Origin of the sequence: Arthrobacter crystallopoietes (genome assembly GCF_002849715.1) — a bacterium.
Classification (GTDB): Bacteria; Actinomycetota; Actinomycetes; order Actinomycetales; family Micrococcaceae; genus Crystallibacter; species Crystallibacter crystallopoietes.
Window position 1 is genome coordinate 1,618,003 of the sequence record NZ_CP018863.1, and the last position, 24,396, is coordinate 1,642,398.

Annotated in this window: 27 protein-coding genes; 21 read left to right on the forward strand and 6 right to left on the reverse strand. The window is 66.4% G+C overall.

Going from position 1 to position 24,396, the window contains the following annotated elements; all coding sequences use genetic code 11:
- Window positions 1-10: 10 nt before the first annotated feature.
- Complete coding sequence (locus tag AC20117_RS07680; protein ID WP_083339675.1) at window positions 11-2,068, reverse strand: ABC1 kinase family protein; 2,058 nt, start codon at window positions 2,066-2,068, stop codon at window positions 11-13.
- Window positions 2,069-2,142: 74 nt separating this feature from the next.
- Window positions 2,143-2,886 (reverse strand): Type 1 glutamine amidotransferase-like domain-containing protein, encoded by a 744-nt coding sequence (locus tag AC20117_RS07685; RefSeq protein ID WP_074700229.1) that lies wholly within the window; start codon window positions 2,884-2,886, stop codon window positions 2,143-2,145.
- A 110-nt stretch (window positions 2,887-2,996) separates the two neighbouring features.
- On the opposite strand from AC20117_RS07685, the gene AC20117_RS07690 reads away from it, so the two are divergent.
- The 3 genes from AC20117_RS07690 to AC20117_RS07700 all read left to right on the forward strand — a co-directional run bounded on the left by AC20117_RS07690 (window position 2,997) and on the right by AC20117_RS07700 (window position 4,665).
- Window positions 2,997-3,323 carry a rhodanese-like domain-containing protein gene (locus AC20117_RS07690; RefSeq protein WP_074700228.1) on the forward strand — a complete coding sequence of 109 codons (327 nt, stop codon included), beginning with the start codon at window positions 2,997-2,999 and terminating at the stop codon, window positions 3,321-3,323.
- Entirely contained in the window at window positions 3,323-4,249 is a 927-nt protein-coding gene (gene pheA, locus AC20117_RS07695; RefSeq protein ID WP_101632561.1) for a prephenate dehydratase, read from the forward strand. Before AC20117_RS07690 ends, pheA begins: the two co-directional genes overlap by 1 nt.
- 86 nt (window positions 4,250-4,335) lie before the next feature.
- A complete protein-coding gene (locus AC20117_RS07700) occupies window positions 4,336-4,665 on the forward strand; it encodes a hypothetical protein (protein WP_139186764.1) in 330 nt (109 codons plus the stop codon).
- Window positions 4,666-4,706: 41 nt separating this feature from the next.
- Here AC20117_RS07700 and AC20117_RS07705 read toward each other — a convergent pair whose 3' ends face one another.
- Complete coding sequence (locus AC20117_RS07705; protein WP_074700226.1) at window positions 4,707-5,810, reverse strand: diacylglycerol/lipid kinase family protein; 1,104 nt, start codon at window positions 5,808-5,810, stop codon at window positions 4,707-4,709.
- Between the two features lie 73 nt (window positions 5,811-5,883).
- Between AC20117_RS07705 and serS the strand changes: the two genes are divergently transcribed.
- The 4 genes from serS to AC20117_RS07725 all read left to right on the forward strand — a co-directional run bounded on the left by serS (window position 5,884) and on the right by AC20117_RS07725 (window position 8,750).
- On the forward strand, window positions 5,884-7,167 hold the full coding sequence (gene serS / locus AC20117_RS07710) for a serine--tRNA ligase (RefSeq protein ID WP_074700225.1): 1,284 nt from the start codon (window positions 5,884-5,886) through the stop codon (window positions 7,165-7,167).
- A gap of 82 nt (window positions 7,168-7,249) precedes the next feature.
- The gene (locus tag AC20117_RS07715; protein ID WP_074700224.1) at window positions 7,250-8,128 is read left to right on the forward strand and encodes an HAD family hydrolase; all 879 of its coding nucleotides are present in this window, start codon (window positions 7,250-7,252) and stop codon (window positions 8,126-8,128) included.
- Between the two features lie 49 nt (window positions 8,129-8,177).
- Window positions 8,178-8,381: a type II toxin -antitoxin system TacA 1-like antitoxin gene (locus tag AC20117_RS07720; RefSeq protein ID WP_074700223.1), complete on the forward strand. Its 204-nt coding sequence runs from the start codon at window positions 8,178-8,180 to the stop codon at window positions 8,379-8,381.
- A gap of 3 nt (window positions 8,382-8,384) precedes the next feature.
- Complete coding sequence (locus tag AC20117_RS07725) at window positions 8,385-8,750, forward strand: type II toxin-antitoxin system death-on-curing family toxin (protein WP_074700222.1); 366 nt, start codon at window positions 8,385-8,387, stop codon at window positions 8,748-8,750.
- 15 nt (window positions 8,751-8,765) lie between these two features.
- Here AC20117_RS07725 and AC20117_RS07730 read toward each other — a convergent pair whose 3' ends face one another.
- The 3 genes from AC20117_RS07730 to AC20117_RS07740 form a co-directional block, all read right to left on the reverse strand.
- Window positions 8,766-9,194, reverse strand: a complete 429-nt coding sequence (locus tag AC20117_RS07730; RefSeq protein ID WP_074703142.1) for a DUF1761 domain-containing protein — start codon at window positions 9,192-9,194, stop codon at window positions 8,766-8,768.
- 56 nt (window positions 9,195-9,250) lie between these two features.
- Window positions 9,251-9,880, reverse strand: coding sequence for a hypothetical protein (locus AC20117_RS07735; protein WP_074700221.1), 630 nt, complete (start codon window positions 9,878-9,880; stop codon window positions 9,251-9,253).
- A 104-nt stretch (window positions 9,881-9,984) separates the two neighbouring features.
- Window positions 9,985-10,548 (reverse strand): inorganic diphosphatase, encoded by a 564-nt coding sequence (locus AC20117_RS07740; protein WP_074700220.1) that lies wholly within the window; start codon window positions 10,546-10,548, stop codon window positions 9,985-9,987.
- A gap of 186 nt (window positions 10,549-10,734) precedes the next feature.
- Between AC20117_RS07740 and dacB the strand changes: the two genes are divergently transcribed.
- The 14 genes from dacB (at window position 10,735) to panC (ending at window position 24,281) form a co-directional block, all read left to right on the forward strand.
- Window positions 10,735-12,159: a D-alanyl-D-alanine carboxypeptidase/D-alanyl-D-alanine endopeptidase gene (gene dacB, locus AC20117_RS07745; RefSeq protein ID WP_074700219.1), complete on the forward strand. Its 1,425-nt coding sequence runs from the start codon at window positions 10,735-10,737 to the stop codon at window positions 12,157-12,159.
- Window positions 12,160-12,297: 138 nt separating this feature from the next.
- A complete protein-coding gene (locus tag AC20117_RS07750) occupies window positions 12,298-13,476 on the forward strand; it encodes an Rv3626c family coenzyme F420 biosynthesis-associated protein (RefSeq protein WP_074703141.1) in 1,179 nt (392 codons plus the stop codon).
- On the forward strand, window positions 13,473-14,651 hold the full coding sequence (gene tilS / locus AC20117_RS07755; RefSeq protein WP_083339674.1) for a tRNA lysidine(34) synthetase TilS: 1,179 nt from the start codon (window positions 13,473-13,475) through the stop codon (window positions 14,649-14,651). Before AC20117_RS07750 ends, tilS begins: the two co-directional genes overlap by 4 nt.
- Window positions 14,652-14,666: 15 nt before the next feature.
- A complete protein-coding gene (gene hpt / locus AC20117_RS07760; RefSeq protein WP_074700218.1) occupies window positions 14,667-15,218 on the forward strand; it encodes a hypoxanthine phosphoribosyltransferase in 552 nt (183 codons plus the stop codon).
- Window positions 15,219-15,379: 161 nt separating this feature from the next.
- Complete coding sequence (gene ftsH, locus AC20117_RS07765; protein WP_074700217.1) at window positions 15,380-17,449, forward strand: ATP-dependent zinc metalloprotease FtsH; 2,070 nt, start codon at window positions 15,380-15,382, stop codon at window positions 17,447-17,449.
- 10 nt (window positions 17,450-17,459) lie between these two features.
- Window positions 17,460-18,068: a GTP cyclohydrolase I FolE gene (folE, locus tag AC20117_RS07770; RefSeq protein WP_236777465.1), complete on the forward strand. Its 609-nt coding sequence runs from the start codon at window positions 17,460-17,462 to the stop codon at window positions 18,066-18,068.
- Between the two features lie 28 nt (window positions 18,069-18,096).
- Window positions 18,097-19,002 (forward strand): dihydropteroate synthase, encoded by a 906-nt coding sequence (gene folP / locus AC20117_RS07775; protein WP_074700216.1) that lies wholly within the window; start codon window positions 18,097-18,099, stop codon window positions 19,000-19,002.
- 35 nt (window positions 19,003-19,037) lie between these two features.
- A complete protein-coding gene (folB, locus tag AC20117_RS07780) occupies window positions 19,038-19,397 on the forward strand; it encodes a dihydroneopterin aldolase (RefSeq protein ID WP_074703138.1) in 360 nt (119 codons plus the stop codon).
- Window positions 19,394-19,888, forward strand: a complete 495-nt coding sequence (gene folK / locus AC20117_RS07785) for a 2-amino-4-hydroxy-6-hydroxymethyldihydropteridine diphosphokinase (protein WP_074700215.1) — start codon at window positions 19,394-19,396, stop codon at window positions 19,886-19,888. Before folB ends, folK begins: the two co-directional genes overlap by 4 nt.
- A gap of 19 nt (window positions 19,889-19,907) precedes the next feature.
- Complete coding sequence (locus AC20117_RS07790) at window positions 19,908-20,405, forward strand: DUF3180 domain-containing protein (RefSeq protein ID WP_074700214.1); 498 nt, start codon at window positions 19,908-19,910, stop codon at window positions 20,403-20,405.
- The gene (locus AC20117_RS07795; protein WP_074700213.1) at window positions 20,398-20,910 is read left to right on the forward strand and encodes a PH domain-containing protein; all 513 of its coding nucleotides are present in this window, start codon (window positions 20,398-20,400) and stop codon (window positions 20,908-20,910) included. Before AC20117_RS07790 ends, AC20117_RS07795 begins: the two co-directional genes overlap by 8 nt.
- Window positions 20,907-22,475 (forward strand): PH domain-containing protein, encoded by a 1,569-nt coding sequence (locus tag AC20117_RS07800; RefSeq protein ID WP_083339673.1) that lies wholly within the window; start codon window positions 20,907-20,909, stop codon window positions 22,473-22,475. The genes AC20117_RS07795 and AC20117_RS07800 overlap by 4 nt, the downstream gene beginning before the upstream one ends.
- The gene (locus tag AC20117_RS07805) at window positions 22,462-23,379 is read left to right on the forward strand and encodes a Rossmann-like and DUF2520 domain-containing protein (protein ID WP_074700212.1); all 918 of its coding nucleotides are present in this window, start codon (window positions 22,462-22,464) and stop codon (window positions 23,377-23,379) included. Before AC20117_RS07800 ends, AC20117_RS07805 begins: the two co-directional genes overlap by 14 nt.
- Window positions 23,376-24,281 carry a pantoate--beta-alanine ligase gene (gene panC, locus AC20117_RS07810; RefSeq protein ID WP_074700211.1) on the forward strand — a complete coding sequence of 302 codons (906 nt, stop codon included), beginning with the start codon at window positions 23,376-23,378 and terminating at the stop codon, window positions 24,279-24,281. Before AC20117_RS07805 ends, panC begins: the two co-directional genes overlap by 4 nt.
- The last annotated feature ends 115 nt before the right edge of the window (window positions 24,282-24,396 follow it).

Consider the following 24,396-nt stretch of genomic DNA (forward strand, 5'->3'; position numbering starts at 1 on the left):
GGCCACCGGCTCAGATGTCCCGGTTGGTGCTTTCGGGGTGCCGGCGGAAGACCAGAGCCACGGCCCGCAGCGAGAGGACAAACCCGGCAAAGAGCAGCGTGTAGCCGAAGAACGCGTGCATCCGGACGTTCTCCGTGAGCATCGGGCCGGTGTCGCTGGCAATGAGCACAATCGCGCCCAGCGTCGCCGCACTGGCCAGCAGCGCCACCACTACCTGCTGGACCAGCGTGTCCAGGAAGTGCCGGTCGCGGTTATCGGCCAGCATCCGCACGTTCATGGAGAAGCGGCCCTGCTCCAGGTCCTCGGTCAGCTTGTTGATGCGGCGCGGCATGCGGTCCAGCAGCGGCAGCAGCTGCAGCATCCGGCTTTCCAGCTGGTCCTTGAGGTTGCCCGGTTTGAACTGCCGGCCCATGATGCGCTTGCCTTCGGCGCGGGCCGCCGCAACGACGTCGAAATCCGGACTGATCTGCCCCAGCGTCCCTTCGAGCGCGGCCAAGGCGCGGAAGGCCGCTGCAATCTGCGGCGGCACGGCGAAACCGTGCTGCACCAGGAGATTGAGCAGGACCGAGAACATGCTGCGGCTGCCGTGCGCGCCGAACCCGGTGCGGTAGCGGGTGAGCAGTTGGCCGACGCCGCGCTCCAGCGCCCGTTCATCGAGTTCATCCGGGCGGTCCAGCAGTTCGATCAGGGCGTCCGTGGCGGAAACGCCGTCGTCCTTCTCCACGGCATACAGCAGCGTGCCCAGCGACTGGCGGGTGGCCGGATCCAGCCGCCCAACGGAACCGAAATCCAGCAGGCCGACGCCGCCGTCGTCGCGCAGGAAGATGTTGCCCGGGTGCAGGTCGGCGTGGAACACCCCGGTGTCCACGATCTGGCTCAGCGTGGCCTTGAGCAGCTTTTCGGCGACCCCATGGCGCTGGACCGGCTGCATCGTGGCCAGCAGGTGATGGGCGTGGGAGATGGGCAGGCCGTCCAGTTTGTCCATGACCAGCAGGCGGCTGCCGGAGAATTCCTCGTAGGCGTGCGGGACCAGAACGTCCTCGATGCCGGACTCGGCCAGCGCGGCCGCCACGCTGCGCATGTTCTCCAGCTCCACGCGGTAGTTCAGTTCCTCGCGCAGGGAGTCAGCGAAGCCCTGCGCCAGGTTGTTAATGCCCAGCGAGCGGGCCCACGGCGCGGTGCGGTCCAGCCACCGGGCCATTCGCAGCACAATGTCCATGTCCCGGCGCACCTGCCGCAGCGCCGAGGGCCGCTGCACCTTCAGCACCACCACCTGCCCGGAGAGCAGCGTGCCCTCGTGAACCTGGGCCACGGACGCCGACGCGAGCGGTTCCGGATTGATCCAGGAGAAGACCTCGTCCAGGTCCCGGCCGAGGTATTTGCCGATGGCCGGCCGGATCGCCGACCACGGTTCGGGCTCGGCGTGGGTCTGCAGTTTGGAGAGCTCGCGGATGTAGGGCTCGGACAGGACGTCGCGGCGGGTCGAGAGCATCTGGCCCAGCTTCACGAACGTCACGCCCGCCTCGTTCAGGGCCAGCCGCAGGTGCAGCGCCGTTTCTTCCTCATCCGCGCTCCGGGCGTTGCGCGTCAGCCCGCGCAGCTGCGAACCGAGCCCGTGCTTGAAGGCAATCCGCACCACGTCGGTGTAGCGCTTGGCGCGCTGCCGCCGGGCACGCCAGCCGGAGAAGAAGCTGGTGAGCTTCGGCAGCGAACCGGTGGGAAAGGCCACCTCCAGCCCCACCAGCACGGCGACGCCGATTGCGAAGACCCACGCCACGGCGAGCACCAAAAACATCAGTACGACGGCGGCCGGAACGTTCAGTTGGCTGCCGTCCACGCTGCCAAGGTCCGCAGCGTCGTAGAGGTATCTGGACATGGCGGAGAAGGACAGGATCATGAACACGCCCACCACCATGGAGCGCGGCCAGCCAACCGGTACGCCGAGGACCCGGCGGGCAATGGTGGCAGCCAGCCAGGCCAGCAGAAGCAGTATCAGGGCGGCGGCAATGAGCGCGACGGCCGTCCCGAACCCGGAGACAAAACCATCGCGTAGCAGCTGCAGATCCATACATCCCCCGTCAGTTCCGCGGCTGGCGTCCTCCGCCTCTCCTCCGGCCGGCAGCCGGCGCCGCGGTGTGTGCGTCAGCCCAGGTAGCGCGGCTCGATCGGTTCCTCTTCCGCCACGGCTTCCGGGCCGTCCCCGGCTCGCGCCGTAACCCGGTAGGCCAGCTTGCCCTTGACCTCGGTGACCGCCTCCGAAAGTTCGGTGCCGCGGTAAACCAGCCCCACGCCGTCGTCGGTGCAGTGGGTTTCACCGAGGGTGCCGTTGCTGACCAGTTGGTGGACCAGGGGCCGGCGTTCGGCTTCGGAGTCGTAATGGACGCCGTTGTCATAGGGCAGCAGCGCCAGGCCGTTGGTGACGGCCCGCAGTTCCGGCCCGAACGAATCCGTGGTGCCGCCGCGGAACCAGCAGATGGAACCGGCGGACACGCCTGCCAGCACCACGCCCGCTTCCCAGACCCGGCGGAAGATCGTGTCCAGGCCATGGACGCGCCACACGGCTAGGAGGTTGGCCACGGACCCGCCGTTTACCCAGACCACGTCCTGGCCCAGCAGGTGCTCCTCGATGTTGCCGATGTTGGGCATGCTGAACAGGTTCAAGTGCGACAGTTCAAAGCCGGCGACCCGCGCGGCTTCATCCAGTTCGGCCGCGTACCAGCGTTGGTCGCCGCCGGCCGTTCCCAGGTGCGTGATCTTCGGTGTCCGTCCGCTGGCGCCGGAGAGCTCGACGGCGTGGTGGACCAGGTGGTTGAACTCCAACCGGGTGCGGGATCCTGCTTTGTAGCCACCGGAAGTGGCCAGAATGGTGGGCTGCTCAGCGGCCATCAGTACCTCTGTCTGGAAGTCTTGTTAAGGTGCACAGCGTGATCCCACTATAGGCTGGAGAGGACGGCAAACAGTCCGTCTTACGACTGATTTCTGCGGAGGATTTCCCGATGAGCGACTTCGAGAACGTGGATGTGGACAGCATCGGCGCCGACGCCAAAGTGCTGGACGTGCGCGAGGATTACGAGTGGGAGGCCGGCCATATCGACGGCGCCCTGCACATCCCGCTGGATCAGCTGCCCGAACGGCTCGACGAACTGGATCCGGACGAGGACCTGCACGTGATCTGCCGGACAGGCGGGCGCTCCTACCGCGCCGCTGCCTGGCTGGTGGGCAACGGCTACTCGGCCGTTAACGTCGACGGTGGCATGGGTGCCTGGCTTGAGGCCGGCAAGCCGATGGTTTCCGATAACGGGCAGGAGCCGACGGTCAAGTAATGAGCGGCACCTATACCTTCCTGGGTCCCGAGGGCACCTTCACCGAAGCCGCCCTGTTACAGGTCCCGGGGGCCGCCGCGGCGCACCGCATACCGGCGGCCAATGTCAGCGGTGCCCTCGAACTGATCCGCAACGGCACGGCAGAGGCTGCAATGGTGCCTATCGAAAATTCCGTCGAGGGCGGCGTCAGCGCCACACTGGATGCCATTGCCACGGGGGATCCACTGCAGATCCTGCGCGAAGAGCTGGTTCCCATCCGCTTCGTCTTGGTGGCACGTCCGGGTCTGGCGCTAGCCGATATCGAGGCTGTTTCCACCCATACCCATGCCTGGGCCCAGTGCCGTAGGTGGAGCGAAGCCAATATTCCCCAAGCTGCATATCTGCCGGGGTCCTCTACCGCCGCCGCTGCGGTGGGGCTGCTGGACGATAATTGCCCGTACGACGCGGCCATCTGCTCGCCGCTGGTGGCAGAACAGCGCGGCCTGCACGTGCTGGCCGAGGATATCGGCGACATTTCCGATGCTGTCACGCGCTTCATCCTGGTCAGCCGGCCCAACAGGCTGCCTGAGCCCACGGGGTCCGATAAGACCACGCTGGTGGTCCCGCTGCCCGAGGACCGACCGGGTGCCCTGATGGAAATCCTGGAACAGTTCGGCACCCGGGGAGTGAACCTGAGCCGCATCGAGTCACGGCCTACCGGCCAGTTCCTGGGCGACTACTTCTTCAGCTTCGACGTTGACGGACACCTGGCCGAGCAGCGCGTGGCGGACGCCGTCCGGGGACTGCACCGGATCAGTCCGGATACCCGCTTCCTAGGGTCGTATCCCCGCGCCGACGGCCGCGCCTCCACGGTGCCCCGGCACAATCAGGACAAAGCATTCCGTGAGGCGCATGAATGGGTCCAGCGGCTGCTGCAGCCTGCCTGAGACGCCATTGAGCTTTCGCTGGCACCACTTGCTAAGTAAGCTGATCGAAGTTGGAGCCGAGCAATACTGAACGGAAGGTGCCTATGATGACCGAAAGCAACGAGGAACTGCACAGCGAGACCGGCGCCGACGGCGGCCATTATGACGAGCAGCTGCAGCAGACTAACAGCGAGTTCCGTTCCGGCGATGCCGGTGACCTTGGCAATGACCTGCGCCTGGCCGAAGAGCAGGAAATGATCAAGCACCAGGCCAAGGGCGAATTTCCGAATCCGGAAGACGAGGGCGAAAACCTCGAGGACGTGCCGCCGCTGGACGCAGAGCGCGAAGCTATTGATGTTCCGGGCGAGGATCTGCACAATACGGACGAGGCGGACTCCAGCGACGATCCGTACAACCTCGGCGGCCAGGACACCTAGGACTGTCCGCCCGCACCGGTGGAACGGTGCCGCAGTAAGGTTTAGGCCGTCCGGCGGTCCTGACCGGCTGCGGCGCCAACCTCCGCCAAGGTCTGCGGATCCACCCGCACGCTGAGCGCCGAGGGCCGGACCTGGACGGTCAGTGAGGTCACGTCGCCCGAGAGATCCCCGTCGAGCTGGGTGCCCATCGGTTCATGGGCCGTCACTGTGACCTTGCGCCCTCGGTAATAGTCGATGACCGGAATCCGGGCATTGTGCCGTAGCAGTGTCTTGGCGGCGATCCGGATCCAGCCCAAGGCATTGCGCGGGCTCATCACCACGATGTCCAATTCGCCGTCGTCCACCGTGGCGGACGGGATGAAATCGATGCCCGCCGGCAGTTTGCCGCAGTTGGCAAACAGGATGCTGCGGATGCTGCGGGTTTGGGCCGGACCGTCGTCGATGCTGATGGTGACTTTTTTGCGTTTGCCCGGTAGGTTCCGCACGCCCGCTTCGGAGTAGGCCAGCCAGCCGTACTTGCGTTTGAGATCGTCCTTGGTGTCCGCGAGGACCTGGGCGTCCAGCCCGATGCCGGCGATCACGAGGAAGCTCTCCGTGATGCTGCTGCCAGTCACCGAATTCTCCAGCGTGATGGTCGCGGTGTCGATCCGGCGGTCCGCACCGTGCAGGGCCGTGAGGATGTTCGCGTCCAGTTGTCCGGGGTTGATGCCGAGGTTGCGGGCCAGCAGGTTTCCGGTGCCCAGCGGCACCAGGCCGAAGGGCGTGGTCGTGCCGGCCAGCTCGCCGGTGACCACGCGGACCGTTCCGTCGCCGCCGCCGGCCAGGACAACGTCGGCGCCGGCTTCCAGCGCCCGTCGTGTCTGCGTGTGCCCCGGGTCTTCGATTGTCGTCTCGAAGACCATCGGCTCCGGCCAACCGGCAGCCGTGCAGGCCAGCCGGATCTTCTCCCGGGCCGCGTCGGCGTCGTTCTTCACGGGGTTGAGGATCACGGCCACTCGCTGCGCCCTGGCATCCAGGACTTCCACCGGCACGCCGGGAAGCGCGGCTGCCCGCCGGGCCGGCAGATGGCGCACGCTGAGCCAGCTCACGAGAAAAACCACCGCGGCGATAACAACGACGAGGCCAACCATCCACTGAGTCTCCATGATGCTCTTAGAATAGCCGCACCACTCGGGCGCGGGATCGAGGTGGCAGCCGGTTGTTCGGTACCCTTAGCAGGTGATCGATGTAAATGAACTCCGCGCCAATCCTGAGATTTTCCGAGCCTCGCAGCGTGCCCGGGGAGCCGATGATTCCCTGATTGATGCAGTCATTTCCGCAGACTCCGCCCGCCGCGAAGCCATTACCCGCTACGAGTCCTTGCGCGCCGAGCAGAACGCTTTCGGCAAAAAGGTGGCCCAGGCCAAGGGCGAGGAAAAGCAGGCCCTGCTGGCCGAGGTGAAGGAACTCGCCGCATCCGTCAAGGCGGCGCAGGCCGAATCGGACGCCGCCCAAACGGAGCAGGAGTCGCTGCTGCGGCGCATTCCAAACCTCATTGAGGACGGCGTTCCCGCCGGCGGCGAGGACGATTTCGAGGTCATCAAGACCGTCGGCAAGCCGCGTGATTTCGGCCCGGACGGGTTCGAGCCCAGGGACCACCTGGAGATCGGCGAGCTGCTCGGCGCCATCGACATGGAGCGCGGCGCGAAGGTCTCCGGCGCGCGGTTCTACTTCCTCAAGGGCGTCGGCGCCCGGCTGGAGCTGGCGCTGCTGAACATGGCTATGGACCAGGCCATCGCGGCAGGCTTCACCCCGATGATTACCCCCACGCTGGTCCGGCCGGAGACCATGCAGGGCACCGGGTTCGATGTGGCGCACGACGACGAAATCTACCGTCTGGCCGAAGACGACCTGTACCTGGTGGGCACCTCCGAGGTGCCGCTGGCGGGCTACCACGGCGACGAAATCCTGGACCTGGCCGGCGGCCCGCTGCGCTACGCGGGCTGGTCCTCATGCTACCGCCGTGAAGCAGGATCGCACGGCAAGGATACGCGCGGGATTATCCGCGTCCACCAGTTCAACAAGGTGGAAATGTTCATCTACACCACGGTCGAGAACGCCGCCGAAGAGCACGCCCGGCTGCTGGCCTGGGAAGAGGAGATGCTCGCCAAGGTGGAACTGCCCTACCGGGTGATCGACACCGCCGCCGGCGACCTCGGCATGAGCGCCGCGCGCAAGTTCGACTGTGAAGCCTGGGTTCCTACGCAGAACGCCTACCGCGAACTGACCTCGACCTCCAACTGCACGACTTTCCAGGCCCGCCGCCTGAATGTGCGTGAACGCATTACCGGCGAGGAAAAGAAGGGCACCCGTGCCGTGGCCACCCTGAACGGCACGCTCGCCACCACCCGTTGGATTGTGGCCATTCTCGAGCACCACCAGAACGCCGACGGATCCGTTACCGTGCCCGCGGCGCTGCGTCCCTACCTGGGCGGCCTCGAGGTCCTGCCCGTACTCAGCTAGTTGGGCGGTGTTCATCGGCCGTTAATTCCCAATGTGAGCGCCGCCCTACCGTTCCGGGGCTTGCCTCTGATTCACTGGAACAATGACAACTACAGCTGATAATGCGATTGCTGGCATCGAAGACCAGCAAAAGAACACGGGCCGGAACTCCACGCAGAGGCACAACCAGGTACGGAAAATGGTCTGCCTGGATGTGGACGGCACACTGGTTAACCATGACGGCCACATGAGCGACGCCGTCCGCGAGGCCGCGCAGGCAGTGGTGGATTCCGGCCATGAAGTGGTGGTCTCCACCGGCCGCTCGCTGAATGCCACGCTGCCGATCATCGAACTCATCGGCCTGACCAAGGGGTACGCCGTCTGCTCCAACGGCGGTGTGACCTTGCGGATCGACACCGGTCTGGAGAACGGCTACGAGGTCATCGACCGCGTCACCTTCGAACCCGGTCCGGCACTGCGTGCCCTGCGCACAAAACTGCCCACCGCCAAATTCGCCCTTGAGGACGATGAGGGCAAATTCCTCTCGACCGAGCGCTTCCAGGATGCGAGCTTCGGGGTGGAGGCCATCGGTGTGGACTTCGAAACCATGCTGGAAGCTTCGGCAGTGCGCGTGGTGGTGTTCAGCACCGAGAACACGCCGGAAGAGTTTAAGGAAGCCATCGACAATGCGGGCCTGCACGGCGTGACGTACTCGGTGGGCTGGACCGCCTGGCTGGATATCGCGGCCAACGGCGTCACCAAGGCCAGCGCGCTGGAGACCCTGCGCCGCAAGCTCAAGGTGGACCCGGCCCAGACCGTCGCCATGGGAGACGGCCGCAACGACATCGAAATGCTCGACTGGGCCGCCCGCGGTGTTGCCATGGGCCAGGCGCCGGAGGAAGTTATCGCCGTCGCCCATGAAGTGACCGGAACCGTGGACGAAGACGGCGCCGCCCCGATCCTGCACAGCCTGCTGGCCTAGATCAAGGCGCCTATTCCCGTCGCTGGTATCAGATTGGTATCATGGGTGCATGCCCATGACTCTGCGACTGACCCCAGAACAAGACGAACTGCTGGAGCGCCTTGCTGCTGCCGAAGGCGTTAGCAAGAACGAGGCTGCTGTTCGTGCCATCGTCGATTCGGCTGCACGCCTCGACAAGGATTCCCAAGTAAGGGAGATGGCCCGGGCAGCCATCCAAAAATACCGCCCTTTGCTGGACCGTTTGGCTCAGTAATCCATGACCGTCTATCTGGATTTGGAATCTTTGCTGGCCCTCGCGGATGAATTGGGAGTGCAGCAGGTGCGCGACGTTGGCCTGCTGTCTGCCGCTGCAAATCGGCCGCAGACTACGCTCTATGGCGACGAGGCGTACCCCTCAATCCACGAAAAAGCTGCCGTGCTGCTTGAATCCATCGTGCGGAATCATCCACTTGTAGACGGAAACAAGCGGCTGGGCTGGCTTGCCGTGGTTGTGTTTTACGGCTTGAACTCGCTCTCGCTGGATGCGCCTGAAGATCCCGCCTATGACCTGGTGATAGGTGTGGCAACGGGCCAGATGGACTATCGGTCCGTAGCTGACATCCTGTCGGCTTGGGTTGGTTGAGCGACTGCCTGAGAATTAAGCCGCGCTGATGCCGAACAGGCCGATGATCAACGCCATGATCAAATAGGTCACCAGTTCGTGGGCGCAGTTCAGGACGGTCAGCCCGGCGGGCCGGCCTTCGAAGGCGTCGTGGGTAATGAACCGTGCGGCAGTGAAACCGGCCCACAGGATCACCGCGGTAAGAATAGTGTTCCAGAGGAAGCTGCCGCCGTAGAACTCCTGCGCGATGGCCGCCGCCCCCGCGAGCACCCAGGCGCTGATGAAGCTGACCACCAGCGTGATCAGAATCGGTTTGACCGCGTCCTTCGCTTCACCGCTGGGGCTGACCTTGGCCACGCGCATCCAGTAGTTGCCGAACACCTTGGGCGTGTACCAGATGGATCCGACCACCATGGTGGACAACGTCGCCACCAGCACGGCCCAGAAATTGATCTCCGGAATCATCGTCAGCTCCTCTTGGTTAGGCATACTCCTTCTCGGAGTCTAGGCCCAGCCGCAGGTCAGCGGTACGGAAGGCTCGCCTCGGGCAGCGATTTGGGTCCGTAAACCAGGTCGAGCAGGCGCGCCGCGGCCGGCCGGCACGCCCATTCTTCCACCCAGTGCGAGCGGACCACGGCCTTGCTGACTGCCTGCGTGGTGATGCCGAGTTCCTCGGCGATGAATTTCTGCTGTCCGCGGGCGCCGGGCGTCATCAGGTCCAGCACCTTCCACTCGGCATCGGTCCGGGTGGACACGATCTGCCCGATCAGCCGGAGCACGGCTTCGGCTTCGGCCGCGATATCGGCGTCGGGACCCGAGACCGCCAGCGGGACCCGTTCACCGGTCTTCTGGGCCCGCTCCACGGCGCGCCGTGCATAGACCAGCCCGAATCCCTGGGCCTCGTTAACATCCTCGGGCAGCGGCACCAGCAGTTCCCCCACGCCGATCCCGACATGCCAGCGCCGGCTCCGCAGGGCGATCATGGCGGCGTCGATGGCCGTCTTCGGGTCTTCCAGCACGCCGATGGCTTCGTCCCCGACCGATCGCCGGAAGGCGATGGCAGCGGGCAGGTGCCGCAGCGATTTGATCAGCTCCGGCACCAGATCGCCTACCTCGCGGGAGTCGCGCTGATTGATGGTGAGCACGTACATGCCCTAAGTATTACGGACAAAAAGCGAGAATCAACTGATTTCGGTTGCCAAAAGGGCGGCCCGGACTGAAAACAGTCCGGACCGCCCTCGAAGCAGCGTCAGATTTAGCGGCCCTGTGCTTCGGAACCGCTGGTGGTGCCTTCTTCGACGTCGCGGCCCTGGGGCTCGTCCGGGGCGGACTCCTCGCCCAGTGCGGCAAAGCGCTTGATGGAAGCTTCCAGCTCGGCCTCGGCGGCGGCACGGTCGGACCAGCCCTCGGCCTTGACCCACTTGCCCGGCTCAAGATCCTTGTAACGCGTGAAGAAGTGCTCGATCTCCTTGACCAGGAACTCCGGAACGTCGGACAGCTCCTGGATGTGGTCGAAGCGCTTGTCGGAGGGTACGCACAGCACCTTGGCGTCCCCGCCGCCGTCGTCGGTCATGTTGAACACGGCGATGGGGCGGGACTCAACCAGCACGCCCGGCAGCAGATCGAAGTCCTGCAGCATGACCAGCGCGTCCAGCGGATCGCCGTCTTCACCCAGGGTGTCCTCGAAGTAGCCGTAGTGCGTGGGGTACTGCATGGAGGTGAAGAGGACGCGGTCCAGGCGGAGGCGGTGCGTCTCGTGGTCGATCTCGTACTTGACGCGCGATCCCTTGGGGATCTCGATGGTCACATCGTGCTGCATGGAAGTCTCCTTGGTGTTTTGTCTCACTGGCGCGGTGGACAGGGCAGGGCCCGGCGCCGGTCTACGCTTAACGATATAGGTCTTGGCTGCCCGGCCGGACATCAACCGGAGCAGCCGATTCACAAACCGCGTTCCGCCCCGCTGCCGGGTGCGGGGCGCGCACGTGCAAACAGGGGGAGGGGCTGGATGAACCGTGGCTTCCGGCTGCTGACATCCTGGCTGCTGGCCGCGGCCTTCGCCGTGCTCGCGATTCCCGCCGCCTGGCATCTTGCCCCCGCCCTGGAGTGGAATCCCGGGGCCGCCAAGCCGGTGGTCACCACTCCGGAGGCCCAGCTTCCGCCGACGAAACTGGCCGCCGCCGAACTCCTGACGGACGCGCCGGAGGCCGCGCCGGTGCCGGATCCGAAAATGCTAGGCGAGGCGCTGGATAAAGCTTTGAAGTACGACGGCGCCGGGGACTTCGCGGCGCTGGTCACCGATGCGCAGACCGGCGACGTGCTGTATGAGCGCAACGGCTCGGAGCCACGCATTCCGGCCTCCAACATGAAGCTGCTGACCGGCGCGGCGGCCCTGCTGACCCTCGGCGCGGACACGCGGTTTTCCACGGAGGTCATCCAGGGCAATGTGCCCGGAACGCTGGTGCTGCGCGGCGGGGGAGATGCCCTGCTCGGGGCCGGCGAGTCGGAGCGGGAGGACGTCCTCGGACGCGCGGGGCTGGCCACGCTGGCGCAGGCCGCCGCGGAACGGCTGGCCACCGTGAAGTTCACCGGCGAACTGCGCGTGCTGCTGGACGACACCGCCTACGCCGGCCCAACGTTAAGCGCCGCGTGGGACCCGGCCGATATCCAGGCGGGCGAGATCGCGCCGATCTATCCTCTGGCGCTCTCGGGCGGCCGGGAAAACGCGGACGGCAGCGGTGACCTGGTCGATGATGCTGCCCTGACCGTGGCACGGGCCTTCCGCGCGGCACTGGCGGAGGAAATGTCAGAGCGCGGCGCCAAGGTGGCGCCCGATGTGGTCCGCGCTGCCGCGCCCAAGGACGGCATCGTGCTCGCCTCCGTCGAATCCGCCACCGTGGCCGAGCACGTCAACTACATGCTGCAGGAATCCGATAACTACGTCGCCGAGGTCATGGCCCGCAACACGGCCCTCGCCAGCGGCAAACCCGGGTCCTTCGGCGGCGGCACCGAGGCGATCAAGGAGGCCATGGAGATGCTCGGGATTCCCACCTCCGGCCTGCTGATCAGCGATGCCAGCGGGCTGGCGCTGGGCAACAAGGTTTCGGCGGAACAGATTGCGGCCGTGCTGCGGGAGATCACCAGCGGTTCCAACCAGGACCTGCGGGCGGGCCTTGACGGACTTCCCGTGGCGGGACTGACCGGGACCCTGCAGGAGCGCTTCGCGGGCAAGACGGCCGGCGGCGCCGGGCTGGTGCGGGCCAAGACCGGCACACTGCACACGGTCACCTCGCTCAGCGGCTACGCGGTGACGGCGGACGGGCGGACGCTGGTCTTTGCCTTCGTGGCCAACGGCCTGCAGAACTCCACGCCGCAGGCCCGCGAGGCGGCGGACCGTGCGGCCACGGTCCTGGCCGGCTGCGGCTGCCGCTGATACCCGGCGCCGCTCCGGCACCTGACCGCCATCTGGCCTGCGCCCTGACCCGGTCCGCTGGTCCGCCGTCGAAATTTCCTTCACCGTTGGGCGAACGGCCGGTGACCTGCCGGGCTCCGGTGTGATCTGATGGTCAGCATGGACAGCACCGCAAGCACCGGCAGCGCCGGAATCACCCCGTCCGCTCCGGAAACCCCGCCGCGTCTGATCAACTGGGACCTGGCGGCGACCACCGCGGCCAAACTCACTCCGGCCGGCCCCAAGATGCCGCAGGCGCAGATCCGTGCGGCCGTGGCCAATCTGCGCGAACTCTCGGAAGTGTCCGTGGACCACGTGCACCGGATTACCGGGCTGGAGGCGGCAAGGGACCTGCGGGATTCGCAGGTGCTGATTGTGGACCGGGCCGAGTGGTCCAAGGCCAACGCCCGCAGTTTCGAAGCGCTCCTGCAACCGGCCCTGACCGAGCTCGCACGGAAAAAGCCGGAGCAGGTCAAGAGCGCGGCCACGGGCCTGAGCAGTTCGCTCACGGGAACCCAGATGGGCGCCATCCTCTCCTTCCTCTCCAGCAAGGTGCTGGGCCAGTACGATCCATTCTGCTCGCTGCTGCCCGGCGGTCCGGCGGGCGGCCGGCTGATGCTGGTGGCGCCGAACATCATCGCCGTCGAGCAGGAACTCAACGTCGAGCCCGCGGACTTCCGGCTATGGGTCTGCCTGCACGAGCAGACGCACCGGGTGCAGTTCGCGGCCGCGCCCTGGCTGCGCGACCACATGATGGAACAGATCGGCAAGCTCTCTTCCGGCCTGGTGGCCAAGGCCGACACCTTCGGCGAGCGGCTGCAGCAGGCGGCCAAGGCGCTGATGTCCGGCAAGGACAAGAACGACGACGGCGCCGGCACCGGCGGCGGGAAAGTCGCGGTCGGCGCCACCGGCACCATCATGGACCTGTTCCAGGACCCGGAGGAAAAGGCGATCTTCTCGCACGTCACCGCGATCATGAGCCTGCTCGAGGGCCACGCCAACGTGGTAATGGACGAGGTGGACGCCAGCGTTGTGCCCACGGTGAAGACCATCCGCCAGCGCTTCAACGCCCGGGCCAAGACCCGCGGCGCGCTGGAGAACTGGATCCGCAAGATCATGGGTCTGGACGCCAAGGCACGCCAGTACACCGACGGGGCGAAGTTTGTCCGCGCCGTGGTGAAGCAGGTGGGCATGGAAGGCTTCAACCAGGTCTGGCTCCGGGCGGAAAACCTGCCCACCGAGGAAGAGATCCACAACGCCGACCTCTGGATCAGCCGCATGGATCTCAGCCGTCCATGACCGAACCGACCACCGCGGCCACCGAACCGGCGGTTGGCGTGCCGCGGCGCAAGCAACGGCTGCATCCGCTGGTCGGCACGGCCCGGAACCACATCAAGGCAGCGCTGGAGTTGCTGGATGCGCCGGAGAACAAAGCTGGCGTCACAACAGATCCAGCATCGGACCGGGAACCGCCCTTGCTGCTGGTGGCCTGCAGCGGCGGGCCGGATTCACTGGCCCTGGCCGCCGTGGCAACCTACTTTGCCCGGCCGCTGCGGGACGGTTCGCAGCGGTACCGGGTGGGCGCCGTCGTCGTCGATCATGCCCTCCAGCCGGGCAGCGCCGACGTGGCGGAACGGGCCCGCGTGCAGCTCGAGGGTCTGGGACTGGCGCCAGTGGAAGTCCGCCGGGTCAGTGTGGGCCAGCCAGGCATGGGGCCCGAAGCAGCGGCACGGGTGGCGCGGTACGCCGCCCTGGATGCTGCCGCTGCCGAACATGGGGCAGCCGCCGTGCTGCTGGGCCACACCCTCGATGACCAGGCCGAACAGGTGCTGCTTGGCCTCGGCCGGGGCTCCGGAACGCGTTCGCTTGCCGGCATGGCCCCGCGCCGCGGGAACTATCTGCGGCCGTTCCTGGAACTGCGCCGGAAGCATACCGAAGAGCTGTGCGCCCTCGCCGGGCTTGAACCGTGGCACGATCCGACCAACGCCGATCCTAAATTCCTGCGCTCGCGTGTGCGGTCGGAAGTTCTGCCCTTCCTGGAGCAGCAGCTGGGCCCGGGCGTCGCCGAGGCGTTGTGGCGTTCGGCGCAGATTCTGCGGGCGGATGCCGATTACCTGGATGCCCAGGCACGCAGCGAATACCTTCGCCTCAGGATAGATACCCCGGAAGGCATAGAACTGGAGCGGAGTGGGATCGAGGTGCTGCCGGCAGCGATGAAACACCGGGTCATCGCGCTGGCGGCGGCCGAAATGGGCGGCGAGAACCCCAGCTACGAGCGGCTCATCGCGGCGGAATCGCTGCTGGCGAGGCAGGGGTCCGCCGGCCCGGTCCAGCTGGCCGGAATGGTCAGCGTGTACCGCCGGGTACGGCGGGAGCCGGACGGACAATCAAGCCCGGTTGCGCAAGAGCGCGGCGGCTATGGCAATCTTGTCTTTAGAACAACTGGCTCGCGCCCAGTGACGCCACATCATTAATTACGGGAGTATCTGGTGGATTCCAACGACGTTCAGGCGGACCTCAAGCACGTTCTGTATACCAAGGAGCAGATCCAGCAGCGCGTGCAGGAACTGGCTGCCGAGATCGACAAGGACTACGAGGGCCGCGACCTGCTGATCGTCGGAGTCCTCAAGGGCGCCGTCATGGTCATGGCGGATCTGGCCCGCGCACTGCACAGCCACGTGAAGATGGACTGGATGGCGGTATCTTCCTACGGGTCGGGCACGCAGTCTTCCGGCGTCGTGCGGATCCTCAAGGACCTGGAAACCGACCTGATGGGCAAGCACGTGCTCATCGTCGAGGACATCATCGACTCCGGCCTGACGCTGTCCTGGCTGAAGACCAACCTGCTCTCCCGCGGCCCGGCCTCGGTGGAGATCTGCACGCTGCTGCGCAAGCCGGATGCGGCCAAGGTGGAAATCGACGTCAAGTACGTCGGCTACGAAATCCCCAACGAATTCGTCGTCGGGTACGGCCTGGACTTCGCCGAGCGGTACCGCAACCTGGACTTTATCGGCACGCTGGCACCGCACGTCTACGAGTAAAACCAAGATCCCTGTCTCCAGCTTGAGCCAAAGGCTTGCTTGTACGCCGAGAGGGAACTAATCTTTGCCGCCGTGCGTGAATTATTGCGGACGGTGTATAGCTATATGGGTGACACCACGGCTGATCAGCAGGAGGGACGGGGCATTGTGCCCTTAGACGCATGAAATTGAAGAACATTTTCAAGGGACCGATCATCTGGATTGTGCTGGTCCTGGCAATCCTGCTTATCGTGGTGCCCAATCTTGCCGGCCCGCAGGCCTCCCGTGTGGACACCAGCGTCGGGCTGCAGCTGCTCACCGATGACAAGGTTGAGCAGGCCCGGATCAATGACGGCAACCAGAGCGTTGAGCTGACCCTGCGTGAAGACTTCATCCAGGACGGTGCCAATGAAGGCAAGAGCATCACCTTCTTCTACAGCACCGCCCGTGCCGAAGATGTGGTCGATGCCATCAGCGCCTCCAATGTGGACGTGTTCACGGACCAGCCGGTGGAAAACAACTGGTTCACGGGCTTCATCAGCCTGATCCTGCCGATCCTGATCATCGGCATCATCTTCTGGTTCCTGCTCTCGCGCATGCAGGGCGGCGGCTCCAAGGTCATGCAGTTCGGCAAGTCCAAGGCCAAGCTGATCACCAAGGACATGCCCCAGGTCACCTTCGCCGACGTCGCCGGCGCGGACGAGGCCGTGGAAGAACTCCATGAAATCAAGGAGTTCCTGCAGGAACCGGGCAAGTTCCAGGCGCTCGGCGCCAAGATCCCCAAGGGCGTGCTGCTCTACGGCCCTCCCGGAACGGGCAAGACCCTGCTGGCCCGCGCGGTTGCCGGTGAAGCCGGCGTGCCCTTCTACTCCATCTCCGGCTCGGACTTCGTCGAAATGTTCGTCGGTGTGGGCGCCTCCCGTGTCCGCGACCTGTTCGAGCAGGCGAAGAACAACGCGCCGGCGATCATCTTCGTCGACGAGATCGACGCCGTTGGCCGCCACCGCGGCGCCGGCGTGGGCGGCGGCAACGACGAGCGTGAGCAGACGCTGAACCAGCTCCTGGTCGAAATGGACGGGTTCGACGTCAAGACCAACGTCATCCTGATCGCCGCCACCAACCGTCCGGACGTCCTGGACCCCGCGCTGCTGCGGCCCGGACGTTTCGACCGCCAGATCGCGGTGGAGGCACCGGACCTGGAAGGCCGCCACCACATCTTGCAGGTGCACGCCGCCGGCAAGCCGATGGCTCCGGACGTGGACCTGCGTGCGCTGGCCAAGCGTGCCCCGGGCTTCACCGGTGCGGACCTGGCCAACGTGCTCAACGAAGCCGCGTTGCTGACTGCCCGCTCCAATGCGCAGCTGATCGACGACCGTGCCCTGGACGAGGCGATCGACCGCGTCATGGCCGGCCCGCAGAAGCGTTCGCGCGTCATGAAGGAACACGAGCGCAAGATCACCGCCTACCACGAAGGCGGCCACGCCCTGGTGGCGGCGGCCCTGCGCTACACAGCGCCGGTCACCAAGGTCACCATCCTGCCCCGCGGGCGTGCCCTCGGCTACACGATGGTGGTGCCGGAGGACGACAAGTACTCGGTCACCCGCAACGAACTGCTGGACCAGCTGGCCTACGCCATGGGCGGCCGCGTGGCCGAAGAAATCGTCTTCCACGACCCATCCACCGGCGCCTCGAACGACATCGAGAAGGCCACCAGCACGGCGCGCCAGATGGTGACGCAGTACGGCATGAGCGAACGTGTCGGTGCCGTGAAACTGGGCCAGGGCGGCGGCGAACCGTTCCTGGGCCGCGACATGTCGCACGAACGCAACTACTCCGACCACGTGGCTTTCGTGGTCGATGAGGAAGTCCGCCGCCTGATCGACACCGCGCACGACGAGGCCTATGCCGTCTTGACCGAAAACCGCGACGTGCTGGACCGGCTGGCCCTGGCCCTGCTGGAGCGCGAGACGCTGAACCAGCGCGAGATCGCCGAGGTCTTCGAGGATATCCGCAAGCGCGAATACCGCGACGTCTGGCTGTCCAAGGAATCGCGTCCGGTCCACCAGATTCCGCCGGTCATGAGCGCGAAGGAACGGGCCGAGGCCGCCTCGGCCCAGAGCCCGGACGAGGAAGAGGGCCATTCGGCCGTCATCGTTGATCCGGATCCGGCCCTGCCCGAACTGCCCGTCGAAAACCCTCCCGGCAGCACCCCCGGAACCAATCCGGGCGGGACCACCGGCGGCAACGGCTAGGATTTCAGACGTGACCGAATACGACGATGTAATCGCCGAGCTGGAAATCGACAGCTCGATAGACCTGCCCCGGATCGAGCGCGCAGTGCGCGAAATCCTGATTGCGGTGGGCGAAGACCCTGACCGCGAGGGGCTGGTGGAGACCCCGCGGCGGGTGGCCAAGTCCTACGCCGAAGTCTTCGCCGGCCTGCATCAGGACCCGGCGGAACTGCTGGCCACCACCTTCGACATTGATCATGAAGAAATGGTGCTGGTCAAGGACATTCCGTTCTACTCCACCTGCGAACACCATCTGGTGCCGTTCCATGGCACCGCCCATATTGGCTACATTCCTTCCCATGAAGGTAAGGTGACGGGGCTGAGCAAACTGGCCCGGCTGGTGGAGGTCTTCGCCCGCCGCCCGCAGGTCCAGGAACGGCTCACCACGCAGATTGTTGATGCCCTCATGGAGCATCTTGAGCCCAAGGGTGCCATCGTCGTCGTCGAGTGCGAGCACATGTGCATGTCCATGCGCGGTGTCCGCAAACCGGGCGCCAAGACGGTAACGTCCGCAGTCCGCGGTCAGCTCAGGGAAACTGCCACCAGGGCAGAGGCCATGAGCCTGATCATCGGGCGCTAAGCGAAACAAGCAGAAACGGTAGACATTTATGGATTCACTCGCAGCAGTGCCCGGAACCGGGCCCGCAACTTCCCCGCTGCCCGTTGTACGCAAGGTGCGCGCACCCCGGAAGTTCTCGGACCTGCCCACCGACCGCGGCGTGGTGATGGCGATCCTGAACGTCACTCCGGATTCCTTCAGCGACGGCGGCAAGTTCGTCTCTCCGGACAAGGCCATTGCCCAGGGGCTGAAACTGTTCTACGGCGGCGCGGACATCATCGATGTCGGCGGTGAATCCACCCGTCCCGGTGCCGAATCCATCACCCCCGAGGAGGAGCAGGCCCGCATCCTGCCCGTGATCGAGGCGCTGGCGAAGGCCGGTGCCCTGATCAGCGTGGACACCATGCACGTGGATACCGCGTCCAAGGCGATCGACGCCGGCGCCGGCATCATCAATGACGTCTCCGGCATGACCTTCAGCCCGGAAATGCCGGCCCTGATTGCCGAACGCAAGGTGCCCTACGTGCTGATGCACCGCCGCGGCGACGCGCGCAATGTGGATCCCGCCGCCAAGTACGACGACGTGGTGGCCGAGGTCGTGGCCGAACTCGCCGAACTGCGGGACAAGTTTGTGGCCGCCGGCGTGGCCGAAGACCAGATCATCCTCGATCCGGGACTGGGCTTCTCCAAGAACGCCGAGCACAACTGGGCGCTGCTGCGCGGGCTGCCGGAGTTCACCAAGCTCGGCCACAAGGTACTCGTCGGGGCATCCCGCAAGCGCTTCCTCGGCACCCTGCTGTCTTCCGCCGGCAAGGTAGCCGCGCCCGCAGAGCGCGACCACGCCACGCTGGCCATCAGTGCCCTGGCCGTAGCCAACGGTGCCTGGGGCGTGCGCGTGCACGATTCCGGTGCAAGCCTGGACGCGGTCAAGGTCGCCGCAGCCTGGGCCGGGTAGTTCCGGTGCAGACGGGCACAGCCGGGTCCGGCCGCATGGACGTCATCAAGCTCTCCGGCATCACCGCCGTCGGTTACCACGGAGTGTTCGACCATGAACGCCGGGACGGCCAGCCCTTCACCATCGATGTGGCCCTGCACACGGACATCCGTGCCGCAGCCGCCGCCGATGACCTGACCCTGACCGCGCACTACGGCGAACTGGCAGAGGGCGTCAAAGAGATCATCACGGGCGAGCCAGTGAACCTGATCGAGACCCTTGCGGAGCGGATCGCGGGTTACGTTCTGGCCACCTTCAGCATTGCCGCCGTGGAAGTGACGGTCCACAAGCCCCAGGCGCCCATCGAAGTGCCGTTCGGCGACGTCACCATCACTATCTACCGGGAGAATTCATGAGTGTACGCGCGGTTTTGGCCCTTGGCAGCAATCTCGGCGAACGCAGCGACACGCTCTCCCACGCCGTCGCGGATCTGGTGGACACCCCCAACGTCCGCCTCTGCGCGGTGTCGCCGGTTGTGCAGACCAAGTCGGTAGGCGGTCCCGAGAACCAGCCGGATTACCTGAACATGGTGATCGAGGTGGAGACCGATCTGGAACCCTACAAGTTGCTGGAACACTGCCAGAGCGTGGAGAACAAGCACCACCGGACCCGCGAGGTGCGCTGGGGGCCGCGGACCCTGGACGTGGACATCATTACCTACGGCGACCTCAAGCTCGACGACGAGGCCTTGACCGTCCCGCATCCGCGCGCCCATGAGCGGGCCTTTGTGCTGCAGCCATGGGCCTGGATGGACTCGCACGCAACCCTCAACGGCGTCCCGGTCGGCGAACTCGCCGAAGCCGCGGGGGACCTGGACGGCCTGGCGCCTTTCGAACCAGGGCACTGAGCCGGATGGGCGCGGCATCGTGAGGACCATCAAGTACAGCTGGCTGGCGGCCATCGCCGTCGTCGTTGGTGTGCTGGGCTGGCTGGCCAACCTCCTGACCGCGCGCGGCGGCCTGCCGGTGCCCGTCCTGCACCTGAGCTCGCTGGCCACCATGGGCGCCATCATGGTGTTCACGCTGGTCCTCGGCCTGCGGGTGCGCAACTGGCGCAACGGCAAGCGCGAGAAACCGCTGGATCCCGTTCTTGCCGCCCGCACGCTGGTGCTCGCCCAGGCTTGCGCCTACGCCGGTGCCCTGCTGCTCGGCTGGCATGCCGGGATTCTGGTTGACCAGCTGGTGCTGCTGACCTACCGGCCGGCCGGGCCCATCCTGCTGCAGGTGCTGGCTATGATGGGCGGTGGCCTGGTCATGGTCATTATTGGTCTGATGGTGGAACGGTTCTGCAAACTCCCGCCGGAGGATCCGGAATCGGCCGAACGCGAAGACGGTTCGGCCGAGGGCGAGGGGGAGTATGCGTAGCGAGCCGATCGATCCGCCGGAGATCAGCTGGATCCGGGTGGCGCCGAAATACATTACCGTGCGGCTGATCGGCTGGGCCGTGTCCGCGTTGATCAGCCTGGCCATCCTCAGCGTCCCGCTGATCCTGCTGCTTACCGGCGTCTGGCCCGGCTTTCCGGCCTGGCTCGCTTGGCTGCTGGCCGGCGGCACGCTGGTCATCCAGGTCTGGATCGGCCTGCTGATTCCGCGCCAAGTCAAGGCGATCGGCTACGCGGAGCGGGACGAGGACCTGCTGATCCGGCAGGGCATCTTCTTCCAGCGCCTCATGGTGGTTCCCTACGGCCGCATGCAGTACGTCGACGTCGCGGTCGGCCCGCTGGAGCGCGCCTTCAAGCTGGCCTCGGTCAAACTGCACACCGCCTCCCCGCAGACCAACGCCTCCATTCCCGGACTCCCCGCAGAGGAAGCCGCACGGCTGCGCGAACAGCTTTCCGCGCGCGGGCAGGCAAGGCTGGCCGGGCTGTGACCACTCCGGAGGGCACCGGCCCGGTTTCCCCCTCGCGCGAGGTGCCGCTGACTCCGGACCGCGCGGAAAACTGGCACCGCGTCCACCCCGTTTCCCCGTTTGTCCGGGGCTGGATCGCCCTGGCCGCCATCGCCTACTTCTTCGGCCGCGACTGGTTCGAAGCGATGTTCCGCGGCGAACCCCTGTGGTTCCTGACCGAGGGCCGGGGCATCTGGGCCGTCGTCGTACTGCTGGTGGTGATGCTGCTGCTGGTGGGCGCCTTCGTGCTGTCCTGGTGGTTCACCCGCTACCAGGTCACCGAGGAACACGTCCGGGTCAATTCCGGCATTCTGTTCCGCCAGCACCGCCAGGCCAGGCTGGACCGGGTGCAGGCGATCGACGTCATCCAGCCGCTGCTGGGGCGGATCTTCGGGCTGGCCGAGCTGAAGTTCGAGGTGGCCGACGCCGGCGAGTCCGCGGTGCGCTTGGCCTACCTCCCATTGGCTTCCGCCCAGCAACTGCGGGCAACCATTCTGGCCCGGGCCTCAGGTGCTGAGCTGGACCCCGAGCACCCGGACGAGGCGCCCGAGGCCCCGGAACACCCCATCGTCCAGCTCACCCCGCAACGGGTCGTCGGCGCCACGGTGCTTTCGGGTGCAACGGTGGCGCTGGTCGTCGTCGTCGTTGTTATTGGCGTGGCCGCAGCGGTGGGTTACGTGGCGGACTGGGGCGGACTGCCGGTCCTGCTGTCGGCGCTGGTGCCCGGCATGATCGCCGTCGCGGCCGGCTATTGGAGCGTGTTCAGCACCGCCTACAACTTCCGCGCGGCCGTGTCCCCGGACGGCATCCGGCTGCGCTACGGGCTGCTCGAGACGCGGGCCCAGACCGTGCCGCCCGGACGCGTGCAGGCCGTGGCGGTGTCCCAGCCGCTGCTCTGGCGGACCAAGGACTGGTACCGGATCAAGATCAACGTGGCCGGCTACGGCGTGAGCGCGGAGAACTCCGGCGCGCGCACCACCCTGCTCCCGGTAGGCACGCGGGACGAGGTCATGCAGATGCTCGCCCTGGTGCTGCCCGACCCCGGTACCGAGGACCCGTTCGGCGTTTTCACGGCCGGGTTGGTGGGGCAGAACAACGACGGCGGCTTCGTCACCTCCCCGGCGCGGGTGCGGTTTCTGTCCTTCCTCACCTGGCGGCGCAACGGCTTCGCCGTGACGGAGACGGCCTTGCTGGCCCGGTCCGGGCGGTTCGTGCGGCACCTGGCCGTGGTCCCGCACGAGCGCACCCAGTCGATGGCGCTGCATCAGGGACCAGTGGCCCGGAAGCTGCGGGTGGCGGATCTGCAGCTGCAGACCACGGTGGGGCCGGTCAGCCCGGTGGTCTACCAGATGGATATCGAGGTGGCCCGCCGGCTGTTCAACGAACAGTCCGCCCGTGCCGCGGCGGCCCGGCGGCACAGTGTGCCGGAGCGCTGGCTGGAACGCCGGCAGGAAAGCGTGCCGGAGCAGGAAGAGGCCGGCATGCCCGCGCCTGCCGCGGGAGCAGCCGGCGCAGAGAATGGAAAGGCCGAGGATGAACAGCGTTAGACCGGGCAGGCTAGGCATCGGCGTGATCGGCGCCGGCAAGGTGGGCGCCGTGCTGGGAGCGGCCCTGCGCGCGGCCCAGCACGCCGTCGTCGGTGTCTCCGCCGTGTCGGAGGCCAGCCGGGAGCGGGCCGAATTGCTGCTGCCCGGTGTGCCGGTGCTGGAGATCCCCGAGATCATCGAGCGGGCCGAACTGGTGCTGCTGGCGGTGCCCGACGATGCCCTGCCGGAACTGGTGGCCGGCCTGGCCGAGACCGGCGCCTGGCAACCCGGCCAGCTGGTGGCCCATACGTCCGGCCGGCACGGCGTGAGCGTGCTCGCGCCCGCCCAGGCCAAGGGGGCCATCGGCCTGGCCATCCATCCGGCCATGACCTTTACCGGCATGAGCCTGGACCTGACCCGGCTCACGGACTGCGCCTTCGGTGTGACGGCGCCGCGCACTGTGCTCCCCATTGCCCAGGCCCTGGTGGTCGAGATGGGCGCCGAACCCATCGTGATCGAGGAGCAGGACCGGCCGCTGTACCACGCGGCCCTGGCGCACGCCTCGAACCACCTGGTCACCATTGCCGCGCAGGCCGCGCAAATGCTCAGCTCCGCCGGGGCGGACCAGCCGGAGCGGCTGCTGGGTCCGCTGATGCGGGCCTCGCTGGAAAACGCGCTGGCATCCGGCGAGGGTGCACTGACCGGACCGGTGGCCCGCGGCGACGCCGGCACCGTGCGGGTCCACCGCGAGGCGCTGCTGGGCTACGAACTCGAGCACGGCAGCACCGACATCCGGCAGGCGTATGAGGAACTGGCCCGCGCCACGGCCAAGCGTGCGTTCGAACGCGGCCTGCTGAAAGACGCCCAAGCCACCGAAATCCTCGATATTCTCAGCACCCGTTCCACTCCGGAGGACCCCCAGTGAGCAACCGCCCCCAGCTGGCCACCACGTACGCCGAGCTCAATGCCGCCAGCGCCGAACTGCTGCGCGAGGCAGCCGGCAAGCACCATGCCGGCCACACGAGCCAGGGCCTGGTCCCGACCATGGGCGGCCTGCATGCCGGCCATGCCGCCCTGGCCACCGCCGCACGCCAGGCGAACGACGTCGTTATTGCCACCATCTTCGTCAACCCGCTGCAGTTCGGCGACGCGGCCGACCTGGAGCGGTACCCGCGCACGCTGGACGCGGACCTGGACCTGCTGGGTTCCTGCGGGGTGGACATCGTTTTCGCGCCCGCCGTGGAAGAGGTCTATCCCGGCGGCGAACCGATGGTGCGGGTGGCATCGGGTCCGTTGGGCGGGAAACTCGAAGGCGCTTCACGGCCCGGGCATTTCGACGGCGCCCTGACTGTGGTTGCGAAACTGCTGCACTACGGCATGCCTCCCATCCCGGCCGACTACCGCGCCTACTTCGGCAAGAAGGACGCCCAGCAGCTGGCTCTGGTCAAGCGGATGGCGGCGGACCTGAATTTCCCCGTCGAAATCATCGGGGTGCCGATCGTGCGGGACGAGGACGGGCTGGCGCTGTCCAGCCGGAACCGCTTCCTCTCCGCCGAGGAACGCGAGGCCGCCCTGGTCCTGTCGCGCAGCCTGCGCTACCTGAAGGAACAGGCGGACCGGCACGAGCCGCTGGACATCGAGGGTGCCCTGGCCATGGTCAAGTCCGCACGGCTGGTCGAGCTGGACTACCTCGAGGTGGTCGATCCGGTCACGCTGGAGCCGCTGGCTTTCAACTGTCAGGACACCCCGTTCACCGGCGAAGCGCTGGCGCTGATCGCCGCCAAAGTAGGCCCGGTGCGGCTGATCGACAACGTCGACCTGGGCTAGCCGGAGTGCCGGGAAGACCGAATAGGAGCCACCGGAGCACAACCGGTAATCTTAACTACCGTGACCACACATAAAACCCCCACCCCTTCCCCGGAACCTTCGGACGTCTCCGAGC

What these genes read in the sequence shown, in the direction of transcription:
- AC20117_RS07680 (WP_083339675.1), bottom strand. Translation starts at nt 2,068, where the DNA reads ATGGATCTGCAGCTGCTACGCGATGGTTTTGTCTCCGGGTTCGGGACG.
- AC20117_RS07685 (WP_074700229.1), bottom strand. Translation starts at nt 2,886, where the DNA reads ATGGCCGCTGAGCAGCCCACCATTCTGGCCACTTCCGGTGGCTACAAA.
- AC20117_RS07690 (WP_074700228.1), top strand. Translation starts at nt 2,997, where the DNA reads ATGAGCGACTTCGAGAACGTGGATGTGGACAGCATCGGCGCCGACGCC.
- pheA (WP_101632561.1), top strand. Translation starts at nt 3,323, where the DNA reads ATGAGCGGCACCTATACCTTCCTGGGTCCCGAGGGCACCTTCACCGAA.
- AC20117_RS07700 (WP_139186764.1), top strand. Translation starts at nt 4,336, where the DNA reads ATGACCGAAAGCAACGAGGAACTGCACAGCGAGACCGGCGCCGACGGC.
- AC20117_RS07705 (WP_074700226.1), bottom strand. Translation starts at nt 5,810, where the DNA reads ATGGAGACTCAGTGGATGGTTGGCCTCGTCGTTGTTATCGCCGCGGTG.
- AC20117_RS07715 (WP_074700224.1), top strand. Translation starts at nt 7,250, where the DNA reads ATGACAACTACAGCTGATAATGCGATTGCTGGCATCGAAGACCAGCAA.
- AC20117_RS07720 (WP_074700223.1), top strand. Translation starts at nt 8,178, where the DNA reads ATGCCCATGACTCTGCGACTGACCCCAGAACAAGACGAACTGCTGGAG.
- AC20117_RS07725 (WP_074700222.1), top strand. Translation starts at nt 8,385, where the DNA reads ATGACCGTCTATCTGGATTTGGAATCTTTGCTGGCCCTCGCGGATGAA.
- AC20117_RS07730 (WP_074703142.1), bottom strand. Translation starts at nt 9,194, where the DNA reads ATGATTCCGGAGATCAATTTCTGGGCCGTGCTGGTGGCGACGTTGTCC.
- AC20117_RS07735 (WP_074700221.1), bottom strand. Translation starts at nt 9,880, where the DNA reads ATGTACGTGCTCACCATCAATCAGCGCGACTCCCGCGAGGTAGGCGAT.
- AC20117_RS07740 (WP_074700220.1), bottom strand. Translation starts at nt 10,548, where the DNA reads ATGCAGCACGATGTGACCATCGAGATCCCCAAGGGATCGCGCGTCAAG.
- dacB (WP_074700219.1), top strand. Translation starts at nt 10,735, where the DNA reads ATGAACCGTGGCTTCCGGCTGCTGACATCCTGGCTGCTGGCCGCGGCC.
- AC20117_RS07750 (WP_074703141.1), top strand. Translation starts at nt 12,298, where the DNA reads ATGGACAGCACCGCAAGCACCGGCAGCGCCGGAATCACCCCGTCCGCT.
- tilS (WP_083339674.1), top strand. Translation starts at nt 13,473, where the DNA reads ATGACCGAACCGACCACCGCGGCCACCGAACCGGCGGTTGGCGTGCCG.
- ftsH (WP_074700217.1), top strand. Translation starts at nt 15,380, where the DNA reads ATGAAATTGAAGAACATTTTCAAGGGACCGATCATCTGGATTGTGCTG.
- folP (WP_074700216.1), top strand. Translation starts at nt 18,097, where the DNA reads ATGGATTCACTCGCAGCAGTGCCCGGAACCGGGCCCGCAACTTCCCCG.
- folB (WP_074703138.1), top strand. Translation starts at nt 19,038, where the DNA reads ATGGACGTCATCAAGCTCTCCGGCATCACCGCCGTCGGTTACCACGGA.
- folK (WP_074700215.1), top strand. Translation starts at nt 19,394, where the DNA reads ATGAGTGTACGCGCGGTTTTGGCCCTTGGCAGCAATCTCGGCGAACGC.
- AC20117_RS07795 (WP_074700213.1), top strand. Translation starts at nt 20,398, where the DNA reads ATGCGTAGCGAGCCGATCGATCCGCCGGAGATCAGCTGGATCCGGGTG.
- AC20117_RS07805 (WP_074700212.1), top strand. Translation starts at nt 22,462, where the DNA reads ATGAACAGCGTTAGACCGGGCAGGCTAGGCATCGGCGTGATCGGCGCC.